The 16,308-nt window shown below is 58.1% G+C and carries 16 protein-coding genes and 1 tRNA gene; 3 read left to right on the top strand and 14 right to left on the bottom strand.

Going from position 1 to position 16,308, the window contains the following annotated elements; all coding sequences use genetic code 11:
* Positions 1-81 precede the first annotated feature (81 nt).
* From recG to VOI23_RS04045, 4 genes are all read right to left on the bottom strand, one after another.
* The gene (gene recG, locus VOI23_RS04060; protein WP_323781959.1) at positions 82-2,172 is read right to left on the bottom strand and encodes an ATP-dependent DNA helicase RecG; all 2,091 of its coding nucleotides are present in this window, start codon (positions 2,170-2,172) and stop codon (positions 82-84) included.
* Positions 2,169-4,580, bottom strand: a complete 2,412-nt coding sequence (gene ligA / locus VOI23_RS04055; RefSeq protein ID WP_416376501.1) for an NAD-dependent DNA ligase LigA — start codon at positions 4,578-4,580, stop codon at positions 2,169-2,171. Before ligA ends, recG begins: the two co-directional genes overlap by 4 nt.
* Before the next feature lie 76 nt (positions 4,581-4,656).
* Positions 4,657-5,373 carry a response regulator transcription factor CtrA gene (gene ctrA / locus VOI23_RS04050; RefSeq protein ID WP_323781956.1) on the bottom strand — a complete coding sequence of 239 codons (717 nt, stop codon included), beginning with the start codon at positions 5,371-5,373 and terminating at the stop codon, positions 4,657-4,659.
* Positions 5,374-5,477: 104 nt separating this feature from the next.
* Positions 5,478-5,756, bottom strand: a complete 279-nt coding sequence (locus VOI23_RS04045; protein ID WP_323781954.1) for a DUF1153 domain-containing protein — start codon at positions 5,754-5,756, stop codon at positions 5,478-5,480.
* Between the two features lie 124 nt (positions 5,757-5,880).
* Between VOI23_RS04045 and mnmA the strand changes: the two genes are divergently transcribed.
* Entirely contained in the window at positions 5,881-7,020 is a 1,140-nt protein-coding gene (mnmA, locus tag VOI23_RS04040; RefSeq protein WP_323781951.1) for a tRNA 2-thiouridine(34) synthase MnmA, read from the top strand.
* Positions 7,021-7,081: 61 nt separating this feature from the next.
* Here mnmA and VOI23_RS04035 read toward each other — a convergent pair whose 3' ends face one another.
* The 3 genes from VOI23_RS04035 to VOI23_RS04025 form a co-directional block, all read right to left on the bottom strand.
* Entirely contained in the window at positions 7,082-7,894 is an 813-nt protein-coding gene (locus VOI23_RS04035; protein WP_323783677.1) for a lysophospholipid acyltransferase family protein, read from the bottom strand.
* Positions 7,895-7,908: 14 nt separating this feature from the next.
* Positions 7,909-8,688, bottom strand: a complete 780-nt coding sequence (locus VOI23_RS04030; protein ID WP_323781949.1) for a GNAT family N-acetyltransferase — start codon at positions 8,686-8,688, stop codon at positions 7,909-7,911.
* 132 nt (positions 8,689-8,820) lie between these two features.
* On the bottom strand, positions 8,821-9,003 hold the full coding sequence (locus VOI23_RS04025) for a DUF3553 domain-containing protein (RefSeq protein ID WP_323781946.1): 183 nt from the start codon (positions 9,001-9,003) through the stop codon (positions 8,821-8,823).
* Positions 9,004-9,029: 26 nt separating this feature from the next.
* Here VOI23_RS04025 and VOI23_RS04020 point away from each other — a divergent pair, with 26 nt between their 5' ends.
* Entirely contained in the window at positions 9,030-9,623 is a 594-nt protein-coding gene (locus VOI23_RS04020) for a histidine phosphotransferase family protein (RefSeq protein ID WP_323781943.1), read from the top strand.
* A 6-nt stretch (positions 9,624-9,629) separates the two neighbouring features.
* Here the strand turns inward: VOI23_RS04020 and VOI23_RS04015 are convergent, their stop codons facing one another.
* From VOI23_RS04015 to VOI23_RS03985, 7 genes are all read right to left on the bottom strand, one after another.
* On the bottom strand, positions 9,630-10,889 hold the full coding sequence (locus VOI23_RS04015; protein ID WP_323781941.1) for a glutamate-5-semialdehyde dehydrogenase: 1,260 nt from the start codon (positions 10,887-10,889) through the stop codon (positions 9,630-9,632).
* 44 nt (positions 10,890-10,933) lie between these two features.
* Positions 10,934-12,040: a glutamate 5-kinase gene (gene proB, locus VOI23_RS04010; protein ID WP_323781937.1), complete on the bottom strand. Its 1,107-nt coding sequence runs from the start codon at positions 12,038-12,040 to the stop codon at positions 10,934-10,936.
* Entirely contained in the window at positions 12,028-13,065 is a 1,038-nt protein-coding gene (gene obgE / locus VOI23_RS04005) for a GTPase ObgE (protein ID WP_323781934.1), read from the bottom strand. The genes proB and obgE overlap by 13 nt, the downstream gene beginning before the upstream one ends.
* Positions 13,066-13,113: 48 nt before the next feature.
* Positions 13,114-13,653 (bottom strand): GNAT family N-acetyltransferase, encoded by a 540-nt coding sequence (locus tag VOI23_RS04000; RefSeq protein WP_323781931.1) that lies wholly within the window; start codon positions 13,651-13,653, stop codon positions 13,114-13,116.
* A 250-nt stretch (positions 13,654-13,903) separates the two neighbouring features.
* Positions 13,904-14,173 (bottom strand): 50S ribosomal protein L27, encoded by a 270-nt coding sequence (gene rpmA, locus VOI23_RS03995; RefSeq protein WP_058260937.1) that lies wholly within the window; start codon positions 14,171-14,173, stop codon positions 13,904-13,906.
* Positions 14,174-14,195: 22 nt separating this feature from the next.
* A complete protein-coding gene (locus tag VOI23_RS03990) occupies positions 14,196-14,801 on the bottom strand; it encodes a 50S ribosomal protein L21 (protein WP_323781926.1) in 606 nt (201 codons plus the stop codon).
* 244 nt (positions 14,802-15,045) lie between these two features.
* Positions 15,046-15,864 (bottom strand): hypothetical protein, encoded by an 819-nt coding sequence (locus VOI23_RS03985; RefSeq protein WP_323781924.1) that lies wholly within the window; start codon positions 15,862-15,864, stop codon positions 15,046-15,048.
* A 310-nt stretch (positions 15,865-16,174) separates the two neighbouring features.
* Between VOI23_RS03985 and VOI23_RS03980 the strand changes: the two genes are divergently transcribed.
* Positions 16,175-16,264: transfer RNA gene (locus tag VOI23_RS03980), tRNA-Ser, on the top strand.
* The last annotated feature ends 44 nt before the right edge of the window (positions 16,265-16,308 follow it).

The following is a 16,308-nucleotide window of genomic DNA, read 5'->3' as shown; positions in this document are numbered from 1 at the left end:
TTGAGAACATTTGTGAACAAAATGTTTTTCCAAGCGAAAAGAGCCGTCACGCTAACCGCGTTTGAGAAGGCAAATTTTTCTCTATCCGACTGAAATCAAACGGATTGCCTGATCCTGCTCCATCAGCCATAGCAGAATTCTTGCCGCTTTGCCGCGATCTCCTTCAAGAGTCGGGTCTTCCGCCATCAGCGTGCGTGCATCCGATTGCGCCACGGCCATGAGCGCCGATTGTCGTTCCAGGTCGGCGACCCGGAACCGCGGCACACCGGACTGCGCGGTTCCGATTAAATCCCCCGCCCCTCGCATCTCCAGATCGACTTCCGAGATGTGGAATCCGTCCTCTGTATCGCGCAGCGTGGTCAGGCGGCGCTCTCCGCTCTCGCTCAACGGTGGCTGATACATCAGCAAGCAGGTCGATTCAGCGCTCCCGCGTCCGACGCGACCGCGCAGCTGATGCAACTGCGCCAGCCCGAAAATCTCGGCCCGCTCAATCACCATGATGGTCGCATTGGGCACATTCACCCCGACTTCGATCACAGTGGTGGCGACCAGAACGGCAGTTTCGCCGGACATGAAACGGGCCATCGCCGCATCTTTTTCTGCCGGGGGCATTTGTCCATGCACCAATCCGACCACCCCTTCGCCCAAGGCTGCCCGCAGCCGTTTGAACCGATCCTCTGCAGCGGTCAGATCGACGACCTCGCTTTCTTCGACTAACGGACAAACCCAATAGGCTTGTTTGCCCTCGGCGACTGCACGGCGCAGATGCTCGACCACCTCGTCCATCCGGCCCGAGGACACCAGGACGGTCTTGATCGGCTTGCGTCCGGGCGGCTTTTCATCCAACACTGACACGTCCATATCGCCATATTGTGCCAAAGCCAGCGACCGCGGGATCGGTGTCGCGGTCATCACAAGAACATCCGCCGCGGCCCCCTTCTTGCCCAGTTCCAGCCGTTGCCGGACACCGAACCGGTGCTGTTCATCGACCACGGCGAGCCGCAGATCGTGAAATTCCACGTCCTTCTGAAACACCGCATGGGTACCGACCAGAATATGAATATCTCCGCGCGCCAAAGCCGCCAGCTTGGCCTTGCGCTCAGCCCCCTTGTCGCGCCCGGTCAAAATCTCCACCACTACCCCGGCATTTTCGGCCAGCGGTTGCAGCCCTTCCAGATGCTGCCGGGCCAGGATTTCGGTCGGGGCCATCATGACACCCTGCCCGCCCGCTTCGACAGCGAAGAGCAATGCCATGAAGGCCACCAGCGTCTTACCCGCCCCCACATCGCCCTGCAGCAGCCTGTTCATCCGTAACGGCGCGGCCATGTCGGTCTGAATTTCGTCAATCGCCCGCATCTGCGCCCCGGTGGGCTTGTAAGGCAGCGCGGTCATTACCCGCGCCTGCAACGCACCAGTGCCCTTTGTCCGGTGCCCCTTGGCCCGGCGCAATTTGGATCGCGCTAGGGCCAGAGTCAGTTGATGCGCCATCAATTCATCATAAGCCAGACGTTCCCGCGCTGGCGCGGTCGCGGCCAGATCTTCAAGGTTTTGCGGCGCATGCGCCGCCCGCACGGCTTCGGACCAGTCGGGCCAGCCAGACCGCGCTTTCTGTTCCGCATCGATCCATTCGGGCAGATCGGGCACCCGCGCCACGGCCGCCCGCGCCGCTTTGGTCATCTGTTTCAGACTGACCCCAGCAGTCAGCGGGTAAACCGGTTCAAAGGCAGGAATTTCGTCCGCATCCTCGATCGGAAGAACGTGGTCGGGATGCACCATTTGGGCAATCCCGTCAAATATCTCGATCTTGCCCGAAACCACCCGTCGTTCGCCAACGGGCAGGATGGTTTTCAGATATTCTCCACGCGCATGAAAGAACACCAACTGAAATGAGGTTTGGGAATCTTCCACCGTTACCCGGTAGGCACCACCGCGTGAGCGTGGCGCGCGATGTGCCACCACCGTCACCTCCACGGTCAAAACATCTGGCAGGACAGCGCCTTGCACCGTGTCACGTCTGGTCCGGTCGACGCCGGAATGAGGCAACGTGAAGATCAGGTCGCGCGGGCGCGTCACATCGAGATGGGCCAGATTCTGCACCGTCTTTGGCCCCACGCCCTCCAGCGTTTCCAGATCCGCGAAAAGCGGGAAAAGCTGTTCCGGACGCCCGCTCATAGCCCCTCGATCATCTCCAGCCAGGTGTCTTCGTCGATAGTTTCAACGCCCAAGTCGGCAGCCTTTTTCGCCTTTGACCCGGCCCCGGGTCCGGCCACCAGAAGATCGGTCTTCTTGCTCACCGATCCCGATACCTTGGCGCCCAAAGCCTCGGCCCGCGCCTTGGCCTCGGCCCGGGTCATTTTTTCCAGCGTGCCAGTGAACACCACCGTCTTGCCCGCCACCGGGCTACCGGTGGTTTCCGGCACTTCTACCGGCTGAATGGCCAATTCCCGCGCCAGCCGGTCGATCGAGGCGCGTTCGGCCGGTTGGCTGAACGCAGTGACAAGCGCCACCGCGACGGTGGTGCCGATGCCATCTACGCCAACCAGGTCTTCCCACGCCGCCCGCGCCGCTTGAGGCACCACAGGAGCCTCGGTCCAGACCTTCTCGCGGGTGTCTGCGATGCGGGCACGGCGGCCATCCCGCGCGGCCTCGACCCGCTCGGCGGCAACTGCAGCTTCGGCTCTCAGATGCCGATCCAACGCTGGACGCGCCGCGTCTAGCGCATCAATCATCGCCTCCCAAGTCATATAATGCCGGGCAAGATCCGAAGCCCCAACTTCGCCGACATGCCGGATACCAAGAGCAAATATCACTCGGTTCAGCGGGACAGTGCGCCGTTCCGTGATCGCGGCGAAGAGGTTCTGCGCCGATTTTTCGCCCCAACCCTTCACCTGTGACAGCGGCTTTCCCGCCAGATGCCGGACGCCTGCAATCACGTGGTCTACGTCCTGCTCATCCACCGGCACGCCCGAAGCGCGCAGCATCTCGGCCAGTTTGTCCAACGTTTCGAACCGCCGTTCCGGATCGTTCAGTTGTTGTTGGATGCGGTCGCGCGGATCGGCGGTCAATAGATCGGGGTTGCCATCGCGGTCCCGCAGCCGGAAAATGTCTGCCGGTTCGGTGATCCTGCAGATGTAATAAAAAAATTCCACCTGCTTGGCGCCAAGCCCTTCGATATCAAACGCGGCGCGGGATACGAAATGCTTCAGTTTCTCAACCGCTTGCGCGGGGCAAATGATACCGCCGGTGCAGCGACGCACCGCATCGCCCTCTTCTCGTACCGCGTCCGATCCACATTCGGGGCATGTGTGGGGGAAAACATAAGGGGCTGCCTCCTCGGGCCGTTTTGACAGGTCCACATCGGCCAATTTCGGGATGACATCGCCGGCGCGGTAAACCTGCACCCAGTCGCCCACGCGGATATCCTTGCCGCCCCTGATCTCTTCGCCCTTGGCGTCGCGTCCGGCGATATAGTCTTCGTTATGCAGGGTGGCGTTGCTGACCACCACGCCGCCCACCGTCACCGGGGTCAGCCGCGCCACCGGGCTCAGCGCGCCGGTTCGACCAACCTGAATGTCTATCGCTTCCAGCCTTGTCCAGGCCAGTTCGGCGGGGAATTTATGCGCGATCGCCCAACGCGGCGTGGTCGAGCGGAAACCGAGCCTGCTCTGCAAGCCCAGGTCGTTGACCTTGTAGACCACACCGTCGATGTCATAGCCAAGCGTGGCGCGTTTCTGTTCGATCATCCGGTAATGTTCGATCATGTCGCCAATGCCATCGCACAGACGCGTCAGATCGTTGGTCTGGAACCCAAGCGCCGCCAGCCGGTCGATTGCGCCCTTCTGGGTGTCAGACAGGGGCTCTGACAGCTCCCCCCAGCCATAGGCAAAAAATTTCAGCGGCCTCTCGCGGGTAATCTCCGGGTTCAGCTGGCGCAGCGAACCGGCGGCGGCGTTGCGCGGATTGGCGAACACTTTGTCGCCCTTGTCCGCCTGCCGCACGTTCAGCGCCTCGAAATCGACATGTGCCATGTAGACTTCGCCACGCACTTCCAGAACCTCGGGCGCGCCGGTCAGGACCTGAGGAATATCGGCAATGGTGCGCGCATTTTCTGTGACGTTTTCGCCGACCTCGCCATCGCCGCGCGTCGCCGCCTGGATCAATTGCCCGCTTTCATAGCGCAACGACAGGCTCAGCCCGTCGATTTTCGGCTCGGCAGTATAGGCCACCGGATTAGTGCCCCGGCCCAGGTATTTGCGGATGAAATCATCGAATTCCTGAACATCCTCGTCTTCAAAGGCGTTGCCCAGCGACATCATCCGCACCGCATGGATGATCTTGCCGAACCCTTCCGCCGGGGCAGCGCCGACCTGTTCGGTCGGGCTGTCGGCGCGTTTGAGATGGGGAAAGCGGTTCTCAATCGCCGCATTGCGTCGCTTCAGCGCATCGTATTCGGCATCGGAAATCTCCGGCGCGTCTTCGCCGTGGTAAGCGGTATTGGCTTGCATCAGCAAGCGCGCCAAACGTTCCAGTTCCGCGCTGGCTTCCGTTTCGTTCAGATCATCGATCGCCTTGTCCGACACTCTGCTGCGCCCCCTGTTCAACCGCTGAAAGTGATAGGGGTGCGTGCGCGCGAGGTCCAGAGCCGAGCGTCAGATTTCAGGCGCTGACAGCAACGTATTCGCTTGCGGCACTGACCGGTTCGGGATCGCGCAGCACATAGCCGCGGCCCCAGACGGTTTCGATATAATTCTCGCCCTCGGTAGCGTTACTTAGTTTCTTGCGCAGTTTGCAGATAAAGACATCGATGATCTTCAATTCCGGCTCATCCATCCCGCCATATAGATGGTTGAGAAACATTTCTTTTGTCAGCGTCGTGCCTTTGCGCAAAGACAAAAGTTCCAGCATTTGATACTCTTTGCCAGTCAGATGAACCGCCTTGCCACCGGCGTCCACGGTTTTCGCATCCAGATTGACATTCACCTTGCCGGTTCGGATGACCGATTGCGCGTGGCCCTTTGAGCGACGGATGATGGCGTGAATCCGCGCCACCAGCTCATCCCTGTGGAACGGCTTGGTCAGATAATCATCTGCGCCAAAGCCGAAGCCCTTGATCTTGCTTTCGGTGTCATCGGCGCCTGACAGGATTAAGATCGGGGTTTCCACCCGCGCCAAACGTAACTGGCGCAGCACTTCGTGCCCGTTCATATCCGGAAGCCCCAAATCAAGAAGAATCAAATCGTAATCATAAAGTTTGGCCAGATCGATCCCTTCCTCGCCCAGATCGGTCGTATAGACGTTCAGGTTGGCATGGGTCAGCATCAATTCAATGCTCTTGGACGTGGTCGGATCGTCTTCGACTAATAAAATACGCATCATAAATCTCCATAATCGGTCTTGGACAGATTTCGCTGGAATTAACCGTGAAGAAAAAAGGTTAACCGCCCGTTATCGCCGTATGACCAATTATAGATAACTACCTATGGTTGTCTATACTTTTTCAATGCCGTTACCTTAAGCGCATTTTCGCCATGGGATGACATGGCCGTCGCCCATTCACCAAACTCTTCATCGCTGAGACCATAACGTTTCATCGCGTCATCCTGAGAAATCAGACCATAAAGAACCCCTCGCACCACAGCCGCTTTGCGGCTGGCGACCCATCGGCGGGTCTTGATCGAAGGCAGATCTGCTATGGTCATTACTGTCCCGTCCGGCAACCTTATCGCGCGCGGCCCTTCCACCTTTTTCAAATACATCGCCCTGCTCCTTGTGTGTTCTGGGGCAGTGTTGCCTGTCAGGTTTAACGGGAAGTGAAAGCGGGACTTGAGAGTATCTGCAATTTTCCTATATTCTCGCAGACTTTCCAGAGGAGTCGTTTACATGTTGGACGATAGCACCAAACTCAATTCGCTTGGCTTTGCCAAACCCCCGTCGGAAACGCGGGTGGTGGTTGCGATGTCGGGAGGCGTCGACAGTTCCGTCGTTGCGGCGCAACTGGCAGAAGAAGGCTATGACGTAGTCGGTGTGACGCTGCAACTGTACGACCACGGCGCGGCTCTGGCCAAAAAGGGGGCCTGCTGCGCCGGGATCGATATCTACGATGCCCGCCGGGTCGCCGAAGAAATGGGGTTCCCGCATTACGTTCTGGATTACGAAAACATATTCCAGGATGCGGTGATCAATGAATTTGCCGACAGCTATCTGGGGGGCGCGACACCAGTGCCCTGCATCCGCTGCAATGAACGGGTAAAATTCAAGGATCTGCTGCAAACCGCCCGTGATCTGGAGGCCGACTGCATGGCCACCGGCCACTATATTCAGCGCAAGACGGGCCCGAATGGCCCGGAACTGCATAGTGCCGAGGACGCGAATCGCGACCAAAGCTATTTCCTGTTCTCCACCACGCCTGAACAATTGGAATACCTGCGCTTCCCGTTGGGGCACCTGCCCTCTAAGCATGCCACGCGCGCCTTGGCGGCGAAATACGGGCTGGCAGTAGCCGACAAACCTGACAGTCAGGACATCTGCTTTGTCCCGAATGGCGATTACGCCAGCGTGATCGAAAAACTGCGCCCGGGCGCGGCGGAACCGGGCGATATCGTGGATTTGGAAGGCCATGTTCTGGGGCATCATAAAGGTGTGATTCATTACACGATCGGTCAACGCCGCGGGTTGGGCATCGGCGGGTTGAGCGACCCGCTTTATGTGGTCAAACTCGATGTGGATAACAAACAGGTCGTCGTTGGCCCCAAGGAAATGCTGGCCACCCGCCGTGTGCCGGTGCGCGAAATCAACTGGCTCGGGGATGAACCCTTTGATTCACGGCCCGAATGGCATCTTTCGGTCAAGGTCCGTTCTACCCGTCCCCCGCACGAAGCGATCCTTCGACCGCTGTCGTCTACCGAAGCCGAGATAGAACTTCTGGCACCAGAAGAAGGCGTTTCACCGGGTCAGGCCTGCGTATTTTATGAAACCGGCGGCAGCCGCATCTATGGCGGCGGCTGGATCTGGAAAGGCTAAGCGGCAGCAGACCGGAATCCGTGCCGGATTTCGATCCGTTTACCGGGTCAGTAAACGCCCACTAACCCTGTCTGCCATATGGCATGCCCGATCGCACTACCGTCTCAACATGAGCAGCAAGCGTTTTACGGTTCGGAAAATCGTCAACCGCGACCGGGATGTGATAAATCACGTCAACTTTGCCCTGTCGTGGTGCCGCCAGCACCTTGAGCAGATGCGACCCGAAATCCATATCGCCCCACCAGCCATAGAACCTTTCATCCTCCGAATGTGGGGCATGATAAACTACCGTCACCGGCTGTATGTGCATTTCATGTCTGAGGTGATCACTGAAAAACGCCTGAAAAAGAGTTGATTTAAATGGCAAAACCACCATTCCATCAGTCGAGGTCCCTTCTGGAAAGAACAGCAATTTGTGCCCGGCCAGAAGCCTGTCCTCGAAAATTTTCTGCTGCGCTTTCGCTTCTTTCGGATTGCGGTTGATGAACACGGTTCCGGTTGCGCGAGCCAGCCAGCCGATACCGGGCCATTCGGCGACTTCGGACTTCGATACGAAATAAATCCGTTTGCGCGCGTTCAGCGTGAAGATATCAAGCCAGGACGAATGGTTCGCGACCACCGCACCACGCTGCTCCATCCGCTGACCCTGGGTGGCAAAGCGTATCCCAAGAATCCGGAATGCATTGCGGCAGACGAATTGAGTGATATGCGGCGTAGCGGGGCGTTTCAGGCCACAGATCGGACGCTCGATAAGCCGTACAAACAACAGGATCAGCAAACCGCCAAAGACCAGGATTGCCAGCGGCACACCCCGCCGAATGACCCTGACCCATCCCATTGCCGGGATCGGTTCCGGTGCCGGTTCCGGCGGCATCTCCCAGTTTGAGATCACCGTGCAATCCCTTTTGTATAAATGCTTTTTTGTTTTTCGTTCAGACGTTTTGTATCCATAATCAGACACACATCTGTGGTGTTGAAATTGTGGTCAACAAAAGCACCATCGCCGACGAAACCGCCCAATCGCAGATAGGCTTTGATCAGCGCGGGCACTTCCAGCATTGCCCGGCGCCGGTCAAGCTGTGCTTTGGGCACCAGATTCATATCTGCATAGTGATCTGCCTGCGCCCGCACCCGCAGGTCTTCGGGTGCCAGATGGTTGTGATAAAGCATCGATAGCGGCTGCGCCAAAGAGTCCAGGTCGGTGCCGTGGAAACTGGCCACGCCAAACAGAACTTCGATCTCGTGTTCGAAAACATAGGCCGCCAGCGCATTCCACAAATGATACATCGCCGCCCCACCGCGATAATCCGGGTGCAGGCAGGATCGGCCCAGTTCCAGCAATTTGCGACCGCTGTTTTTCAAAACGGTCAGATCATATTCATCTTCGGAATAGAACTGCCCCGCTTTCAGGGCCTGATCATCACGAAGCACCCTGTAAACGCCGACCACTTGTTGGGACGCATCACCTTCATAGCTCTCATCGCACAGGATCAGATGATCGAAAAACGGATCGAACCGGTCTTTTTCCAGTCTTTGATCATGATCGACCAAAGCACCGCCAGCGCCAAGTTCCTCCACAAAGACCCTGTAGCGCAGACGCTGTGCACTTTGCAATTCCGCCTCGGATTCCGCCAGTTTTACAGAAAATTGCGGCGCGCTCATGGCCATCGGTTCTTTCTTATCCCGTATTTTACTGGGGTTTTAGGCAAGCAGGCGTGGCTTGGCAACAGGACGTATAAATACGCGTTTTAATGACAGAATATTCCCGCTAGAGTGGAGTTAACGGTTTGCAAACCAATCTCATTCATCAAACACCGGTACCAATTCGATACGGGACCCATCAATGACGACTTTTCCAGATTCGGGGAAATTCACCGTGATTTTACCACCGATATTCGATTGTACCTGTCCGATGCCCCAATCCGGCTGCGTTGGATGGCGCACCCGCATTCCGGGTTCCAGAAAACTGTTCAGGTTTGTCATCACATCATCCTTTCGGAGGACCGGCCATGAACCAGAATAAACCTGATCTGCCCCAGTTGATCGCGTCCCGTATTTGCCACGATCTTATCAGCCCGATCGGCGCAATTGGCAACGGTTTAGAGTTGCTTCAGATGGAAACCCCTGCGTCCCCATCCGCTGAGATGAGCTTGATTACCGACAGCTTGGAAAACGCCAATGCGCGTATTCGGTTTTTCCGGATCGCGTTCGGGCACGCCTCTGACGGTCAGATGGTCAGCGCCAATGAGCTGCAATCGATTTTGGGTGACCTGATGCGCAGCGGTCGTCAGACCTATGACTGGCAAGAAACCATGGATTGTGAAAGACGCGAAGCTCGGGCGGTGTTCCTGGCGTTGCTCTGTATGGAAAGCGCGCTGCCGTTCGGCGGCAAGATCGTGATTGACCGGTCCGCGGGCCGCTGGCACATCCGCGGAAGCGGGCGGCGGGTGGATTGGGATACGGCGCTGTGGGACGGTCCATGGTGCCCCGGCGATATCGCCGCTAATCAGGTGCATTTTGCTCTGTTGCCCAACGCGCTGGACCAGATCGGTCGGGCAGCAGAGGTTGACGTCACCGACGAGACGATCGCTATCACGTTTTGAAACCGTTCAAGCGCGGATGCTGCCATCCCCATCGACCAGATACTTAAAGCTGGTCAGTTGGGTCGCACCGACCGGTCCGCGAGCGTGCATTTTACCGGTGGCGATGCCGATTTCAGCCCCCATGCCGAATTCACCGCCATCGGCAAACTGGGTCGAGGCGTTACGCATCAGAATCGCGCTGTCCAACCGTTCAAAAAACCGCTCTGCCACAGCATCATCTTCGGTGATCACGCAGTCGGTGTGATTGGACCCGTAGCGGCGGATATGGGCGATAGCGCCATCAACATCCGCAACCACCTTGGCCGCGATGATACTGTCGAGGTATTCCTTGCCCCAGTCGTCCTCGGTGGCCGGAACCACACCCTCCACCGGCAGGCCTTCGGCGCGCACCTCGACGCCTGCCTCTATCAAGGCACGGATCAGGTCCGCACCCAACGTTTCGGCGATATCGGCATGGATCAGCAGGCATTCCGCGGCCCCGCAAATGCCCGTGCGGCGGGTCTTGGCATTCAGCACAACGCGCAAGGCTTTCTCAGGATCGGCGGCTTTGTCGACGAAAATATGCACTATGCCTTCGAGATGGGCGAAAACCGGCACCCGCGCTTCGCGTTGCACCAACCCGACCAGGCCTTTGCCGCCACGCGGCACGATGACGTCGACATAATCAGTCATGGTCAGCAGCGCCTGCACCGCCGCACGGTCGCGGGTCGGTACCAGTTGAATGGCGTCTTGGGGCAAGCCTGCGGCTTTCAGACCGACCACCAGACAGGCATGGATGGCCTGGCTGGAATGGAAACTTTCCGATCCGCCACGCAGGATCACCGCATTGCCCGATTTCAAACACAGAGCACCGGCATCGGCGGTCACGTTGGGGCGGCTTTCATAGATCACTCCGATCACGCCCAGCGGTGTGCGCACACGGCGGATATGCAGCCCCGTGGGCATGTCCCATTCGGTCATCACCTCGCCCACCGGATCGTCCTGCGCGGCAACGGCGCGCAGACCGTTCACAATGCCCAGAATGCGGTCTTCGTCCAGCATCAGCCGGTCCATCATCGCCGGGGTCAGGCCCTTCTGGCGACCAAATTCCATGTCCTTTTCGTTGGCCGCGATAATGTCGGCCCGGTTGACCCATACCGCATCGGCCGCCGCTTCAAGAGCCTGACGCTTGGCTTCGGCGCTGGCATAGCCCAATTCCGTCGCAGCTGCCTTGGCGCGTCTACCGATCGCGGTCATCAGGCCGGCAATATCATCGGTGTCTTTCATGTCTCAGCCCTCGAAAACTTCGTCTGTTCTATCATGGCGCCCGATCAAAGCGCCATATCATCACGGTGGATCAGCGCAGCGCGGCCTGGATAGCCCAAAAGCGCTTCGATTTCATCGGACCGGTGACCCTTGATGGTAAAGGCTTCCTGTGCGGTATAACGCGCGAGCCCCTGCCCCAGTCTGGCCCCATCAGGCCCCAGGATCGCCACCGGATCGCCACGACCAAACACGCCGGTCACGCCGGAAACACCTGCCGGCAGCAGGCTGTTGCCGGATTTCAACGCCGCCACGGCTCCGGCATCCAAGACAACCTCGCCTTTTGGCTTCATTGCCGCGATCCAGCCCTTGCGGGCCTCATGCGGGTTGCCATGCGCACTGAACCATGTCGCATTGGCACCATTTTCCAGCGCTTGCAGCGGACGCAGAACCGACCCTTCGGTGATCGCCATTGCGCAGCCCGCACCGGTGGCGGTCTTGGCAGCCATCAGTTTGGTTTTCATGCCACCCTTGGACAGGCCAGATCCGGCATCGCCCGCCATAGATTCGATCTCTGGCGTTATAATGTCGATCACATCATACCGTCGGGCGGTCGGATCGGTCTGCGGATTTGCGGAATAGAACCCATCGACATCCGACAGCAAAATCAACTGATCCGCCCCCACCGTCACGGCGACCTGCGCGGCCAGTCGGTCATTGTCGCCATAGCGGATTTCATCGGTCGCAATGGTGTCGTTTTCGTTCACAATCGGTACCACGCCGAGCCTGATCAGCGTTTCCAGCGTGGCACGGCTGTTCAGATACCGGCGGCGGTCTGCGCTGTCTTCCAGTGTCACCAACACCTGCGCGGTGGTAATCCCATGCGGCGCAAGCACTTCTTCATAGGCGCGGGCCAGACGGATTTGCCCGACGGCGGCGGCAGCCTGCGCTTGTTCCAGCGGCAGTTCGCTGGCTGGCAGCCCAAGCACACCGCGACCCAAAGCGATGGAGCCCGAGGACACCAGAACCACATCCAACCCCAGCCCTTTCAGCCAGTCTAGATCCTCAGCCAATCCGCGCAGCCAATCGGCGCGCAACTGACCGGTCTGACGATCCACCAGAAGCGCCGAACCGATTTTAATAACAACCCGTTGTGCCTGGCTCAGGGATGCCACGTTTCGTCCTCTTCCTCGGGTTCTTTGTGGCGCAGACGATCATCGTCGATCTGTGCCCGAAGCGCGCGCAACACGGTATCGGTTCCTTCACCTGATACCCCTGACATCAACAAAACAGGACGACCGCACGCCTCTTCCAGCTCGGACTTCAGGAAATCGCGTTCTTCTTCATCCATTGTGTCGATTTTGTTCAGCACCGTCACCCGTGGCTTGTCGGCCAAGGCCCCGCCATAGGCTTCCAATTCACCAATGATGGTATGGTAATCCTCGATCAACGTGCCCGAGCTGCCATCGACCAGATGCAACAGCACCGAACAGCGCTCGACATGGCCGAGGAACAGATCCCCCAATCCGCGGCCTTCGCTGGCGCCTTCGATCAGGCCGGGAATATCGGCGACGACAAATTCCACCCCGTCGATGCCCACCACGCCCAGATTGGGATGCAGGGTCGTGAAGGGATAATCGGCGATCTTCGGTCTTGCATTCGATGTGGCGGCCAAAAAGGTCGACTTTCCGGCGTTGGGCAAACCTAATAGGCCGACATCGGCGATCAGCTTCAGCCGCAGCCAAAGGGTCCGTTCAACCCCTTCCTGACCCGGATTGGCCCGGCGCGGCGCCTGATTTGTCGAGCTTTTAAAATGCAGGTTGCCCCAGCCGCCATTGCCGCCCTTGGCCAGCAACACGCGCTGACCGATTTCGGTCATGTCGGCGATCAGGGTTTCTTCGTCTTCATCAAGGATTTCAGTTCCCACCGGCACCCGCAGGACGATATCGTCACCGTCCGCACCGGTGCGTTGCCGCCCCATTCCGGGAATTCCGTTATTGGCAAAGAAATGTTGCTGATAGCGAAAATCAATAAGCGTATTGAGGCCATCGACCGCCTCGGCCCAGACCGAGCCGCCAGTGCCGCCATCGCCGCCATCGGGGCCGCCATATTCGATGTACTTCTCGCGGCGGAAGCTGACACAGCCATTCCCGCCGGAACCCGAACGAATATAGACCTTTGCGAGATCAAGAAATTTCATACGTCTCTCCTATCGCAAAGGCCCGGGGATGCTCAATCCGGTCTTTGCTTAATCCAGTCGGCAGCTATAGGTCCAGGTTGCAACCTTGGCATTGCGGGCAACCGAAAAAGTTTCGGCATCACCCAGATATTCAAAACCGCAATTGGTCAGCACCCGGGCCGAAGCTGCGTTGTCCTGAAACACTTCAGCAAACAGCGTATTGCAGTTCTGCGGATTGGCTTCAATCAGGGCGGTGACCGCTTCTGACGCGATGCCGGTATTCCAATAGGGCGGTGCCACCCAGTAACCGATCTGCGACTGATCGCGATCCATGTGTTCCAATGAGATAATTCCCATCAATTCGCCACCATTCGATTTGGTGCCATCGATGGCCCAAACATCTTCGCTACGCTCGGCCGACAATGCGCGGGCAATGAAAGCGTCGGCGGCTCCGGGTGGCAGCGGATGCGGAATTGACCGGGTAAAGCGGGCAACGCGCTTGTCACCCCCATGCATTTCGATCAATCCTTTATCCGACTTGCGCAACGGGCGCAGATCGAACCGTTCCGTTTCAATGACCGCCTGCTGCGGCACAGTTTCGAGCATCATAAACATACTCCTCCGAATATTAATCACCGACCTACCCGGTGCTGCCCCGGTTCCTCCAACCGATTGGAACGCCAAAATAGATCGTCGAGATGTCAAACAGATGGCAATGGTACGATCTGACACAAGATCGTTCGTTGCTCACTCTTTCGTGCGGCTGCCGCAAAATACCTTTCAGCCATAAGTCTTTAAAACGGAAAAGGGGACCGGCATCTTAGCCGATCCCCCAATTTCGTCATCCGAAACGATCGGCTTACTCGGCTGCCTCCGCGGCTGGCATTACCGAAATAAAGGTGCGCCCCTTGAGGCCCTTGTGGAAAGTCACCTTGCCTTCGATGGTCGCAAAGATCGTGTGATCCTTGCCCATGCCAACGCCTTCACCCGGCCACCACTTGGTGCCGCGCTGACGCGCGATGATGTTGCCCGGAATGGCTGCTTGGCCACCGAAGAGCTTGACGCCAAGGCGGCGACCGGCTGAGTCGCGACCGTTACGGGATGAACCGCCAGCTTTTTTATGTGCCATGGGGTGTCTCCTTTAACCTATCTTACTTCGCCAGCTCGTTGGCCTGCTCAACCCATTCGGGTTTGACTTTGACTTCGAACGTGTCGACGTCAACAGCAGCCAGCTGTGCAAAAGTGGTGATGCCGGCTTCGGCCAGCTTCTTGGCGGCGGCCGGACCGACACCGGTGATGGTGGTCAGGTCGTCACCGCCCGCAGCGGCGGCCGGCGCTTCGGCCTTGGCAGCAGCTTTCTTGGCGGGCTTGGCAGCGGCAGGAGCCGCAGAAGACGAAACCGAACCGGCACCGATGGCAGCCTTGACGCCCGACGCATCCGCGCCCGAGGCCAGGATGTCGGTGATCTTGATCAGCGTCAGCTGCTGACGGTGACCCTTGGTGCGCTTCGAGCTGTGCTTCCGGCGACGCTTGACGAAGTGGATCAGCTTCTCGCCTTTGATCTGATCGACAACTTCGGCCTGGACCGCAGCACCATCAACCAGAGGCGCGCCGACGACCATATCGTCCCCGCCCAGCATCAGAATTTCATTGAATTGGATTTTTTCACCTGCATCGGCAGCCAACTTTTCAACGCGGAGCAGATCGCCCGATTGAACCTTGTACTGCTTGCCGCCGGTTTTTAGGACCGCAAACATTTGCTTTTCCTTCATTTTTACCGCGTTCTTTGGTCCCCAGTCATGGGAGTTTCGGCATAGGCCACCGAGAACAGCGCGTCTTGTCAGACAGTCATTAAAACAAACAAGGGCAGAGAAACCCCTACCCGAGTTGCGGGCTTATTGTCGGTTCATGCCGGGAAGTCAAGGCATTTTGAGCGGGATTTCCGAAGTTTCACACCCAACAGCCGCGACATCGCCCGACCTGCGAATTGGTTCTGGCACTTTACAGAGTTTCCCCCTGCATCTGTCGCGCCAGCGCCATTCCAAGCGACAGGGAGATTGCCTTGTACATCTCGTCAAACCCGGCAAACAACGCCCGGTTCAGCGCCTGCCCTTCGGCGGTTTTTGACAACTCGACATAGGCTCCGATTGTTTCAACGCTTAACGGCGCATAGGCAACCATCAGGAAAGAATAGAGCCAGTCACGAGTATCGGCACGGGTCGCGTCTTCACCGGTCCAGACCTCGCGCAAAATATCCTCTTCGGTCATGGCAAAGGCATCGCCTTCGACCAACCCGCGATAGAACATGAAATTGGAATTCAAAGCGCCCGACACGTTATATTCGACCAACTGATTGGCCTCGATATAGTCCGAGATCGCTCGCAGATGAGGATCATAAGGTTCCTGTCGATCATGAAACGCTTCTAAGGCCTGATCACTGATGGCATCGTTCAGGAAAGCGCGACGGGTCTGCACTTCCAGCTCCACGATCCGCTGACCGGTCTCACTGGCAAAAAACTCCAGCAGCGGCGCGGCATCTGCATCTCCGAAACTTGCCAGAAACTCGGCTTTTACGATCATCCGCATCTTCTCAGGGTCATGAATGCGCCGTGCAATGCCCTGCCAGCCCGGCCCGGTGCCCCCGGGCAGCATTTCGTCGGCCAGTTCATCACTATAAGCGAGACCTTCATCACGCATTACCTCAAACATCGCATCCATCGACAACAGGTCGAACAATGCGTCGATTTGAGCCCGCGTTGCAGCGGCGGCAGAGTGTGCGGTCAGAACCAAAAGGCTAAATGCAATCAGAAATTTACGCATCGATCCTCCAGACGGGATGGGGCGGGCGGATCGAAACACGCGACGATCCTTTGCTTGGCGCTCCTGGTCCTCAAAACCTAGCGCAGGTGGCAGGCTTGCTCAAGCGTGGGGCAAAAATTTTGCGACAACCCCACAACCGGGACAGTACCGGTCCATGCCGCCTCCTCCCGGGCAAAACCGCGATCCAGCGCCACGATCTGCGGCGGCTACACTCCTTCAAGACCCGGTCTGAAAAAGTTTCGCATTTCGGACGAAACGCCCTTGCCACCCGTTCAAAGAGTGATTAAACGCACCTTCCACAGACCCCCGCGGAGAGGTGCCGGAGTGGTCGAACGGGGCGGTCTCGAAAACCGTTGTGGGTGCAAGCCCACCCAGGGTTCGAATCCCTGTCTCTCCGCCATTTTACCCCAGAATCGACTGGTGTCGGCCACCCGTTTGCGTATG

Origin of the sequence: Thalassovita sp. (assembly GCF_034670005.1) — a bacterium.
In the GTDB taxonomy this organism is placed as follows: Bacteria; Pseudomonadota; Alphaproteobacteria; order Rhodobacterales; family Rhodobacteraceae; genus Thalassobius.
The sequence above is the reverse complement of the archived record's forward strand: the minus strand, read 5'-3'. Positions and strand labels throughout refer to the sequence as shown.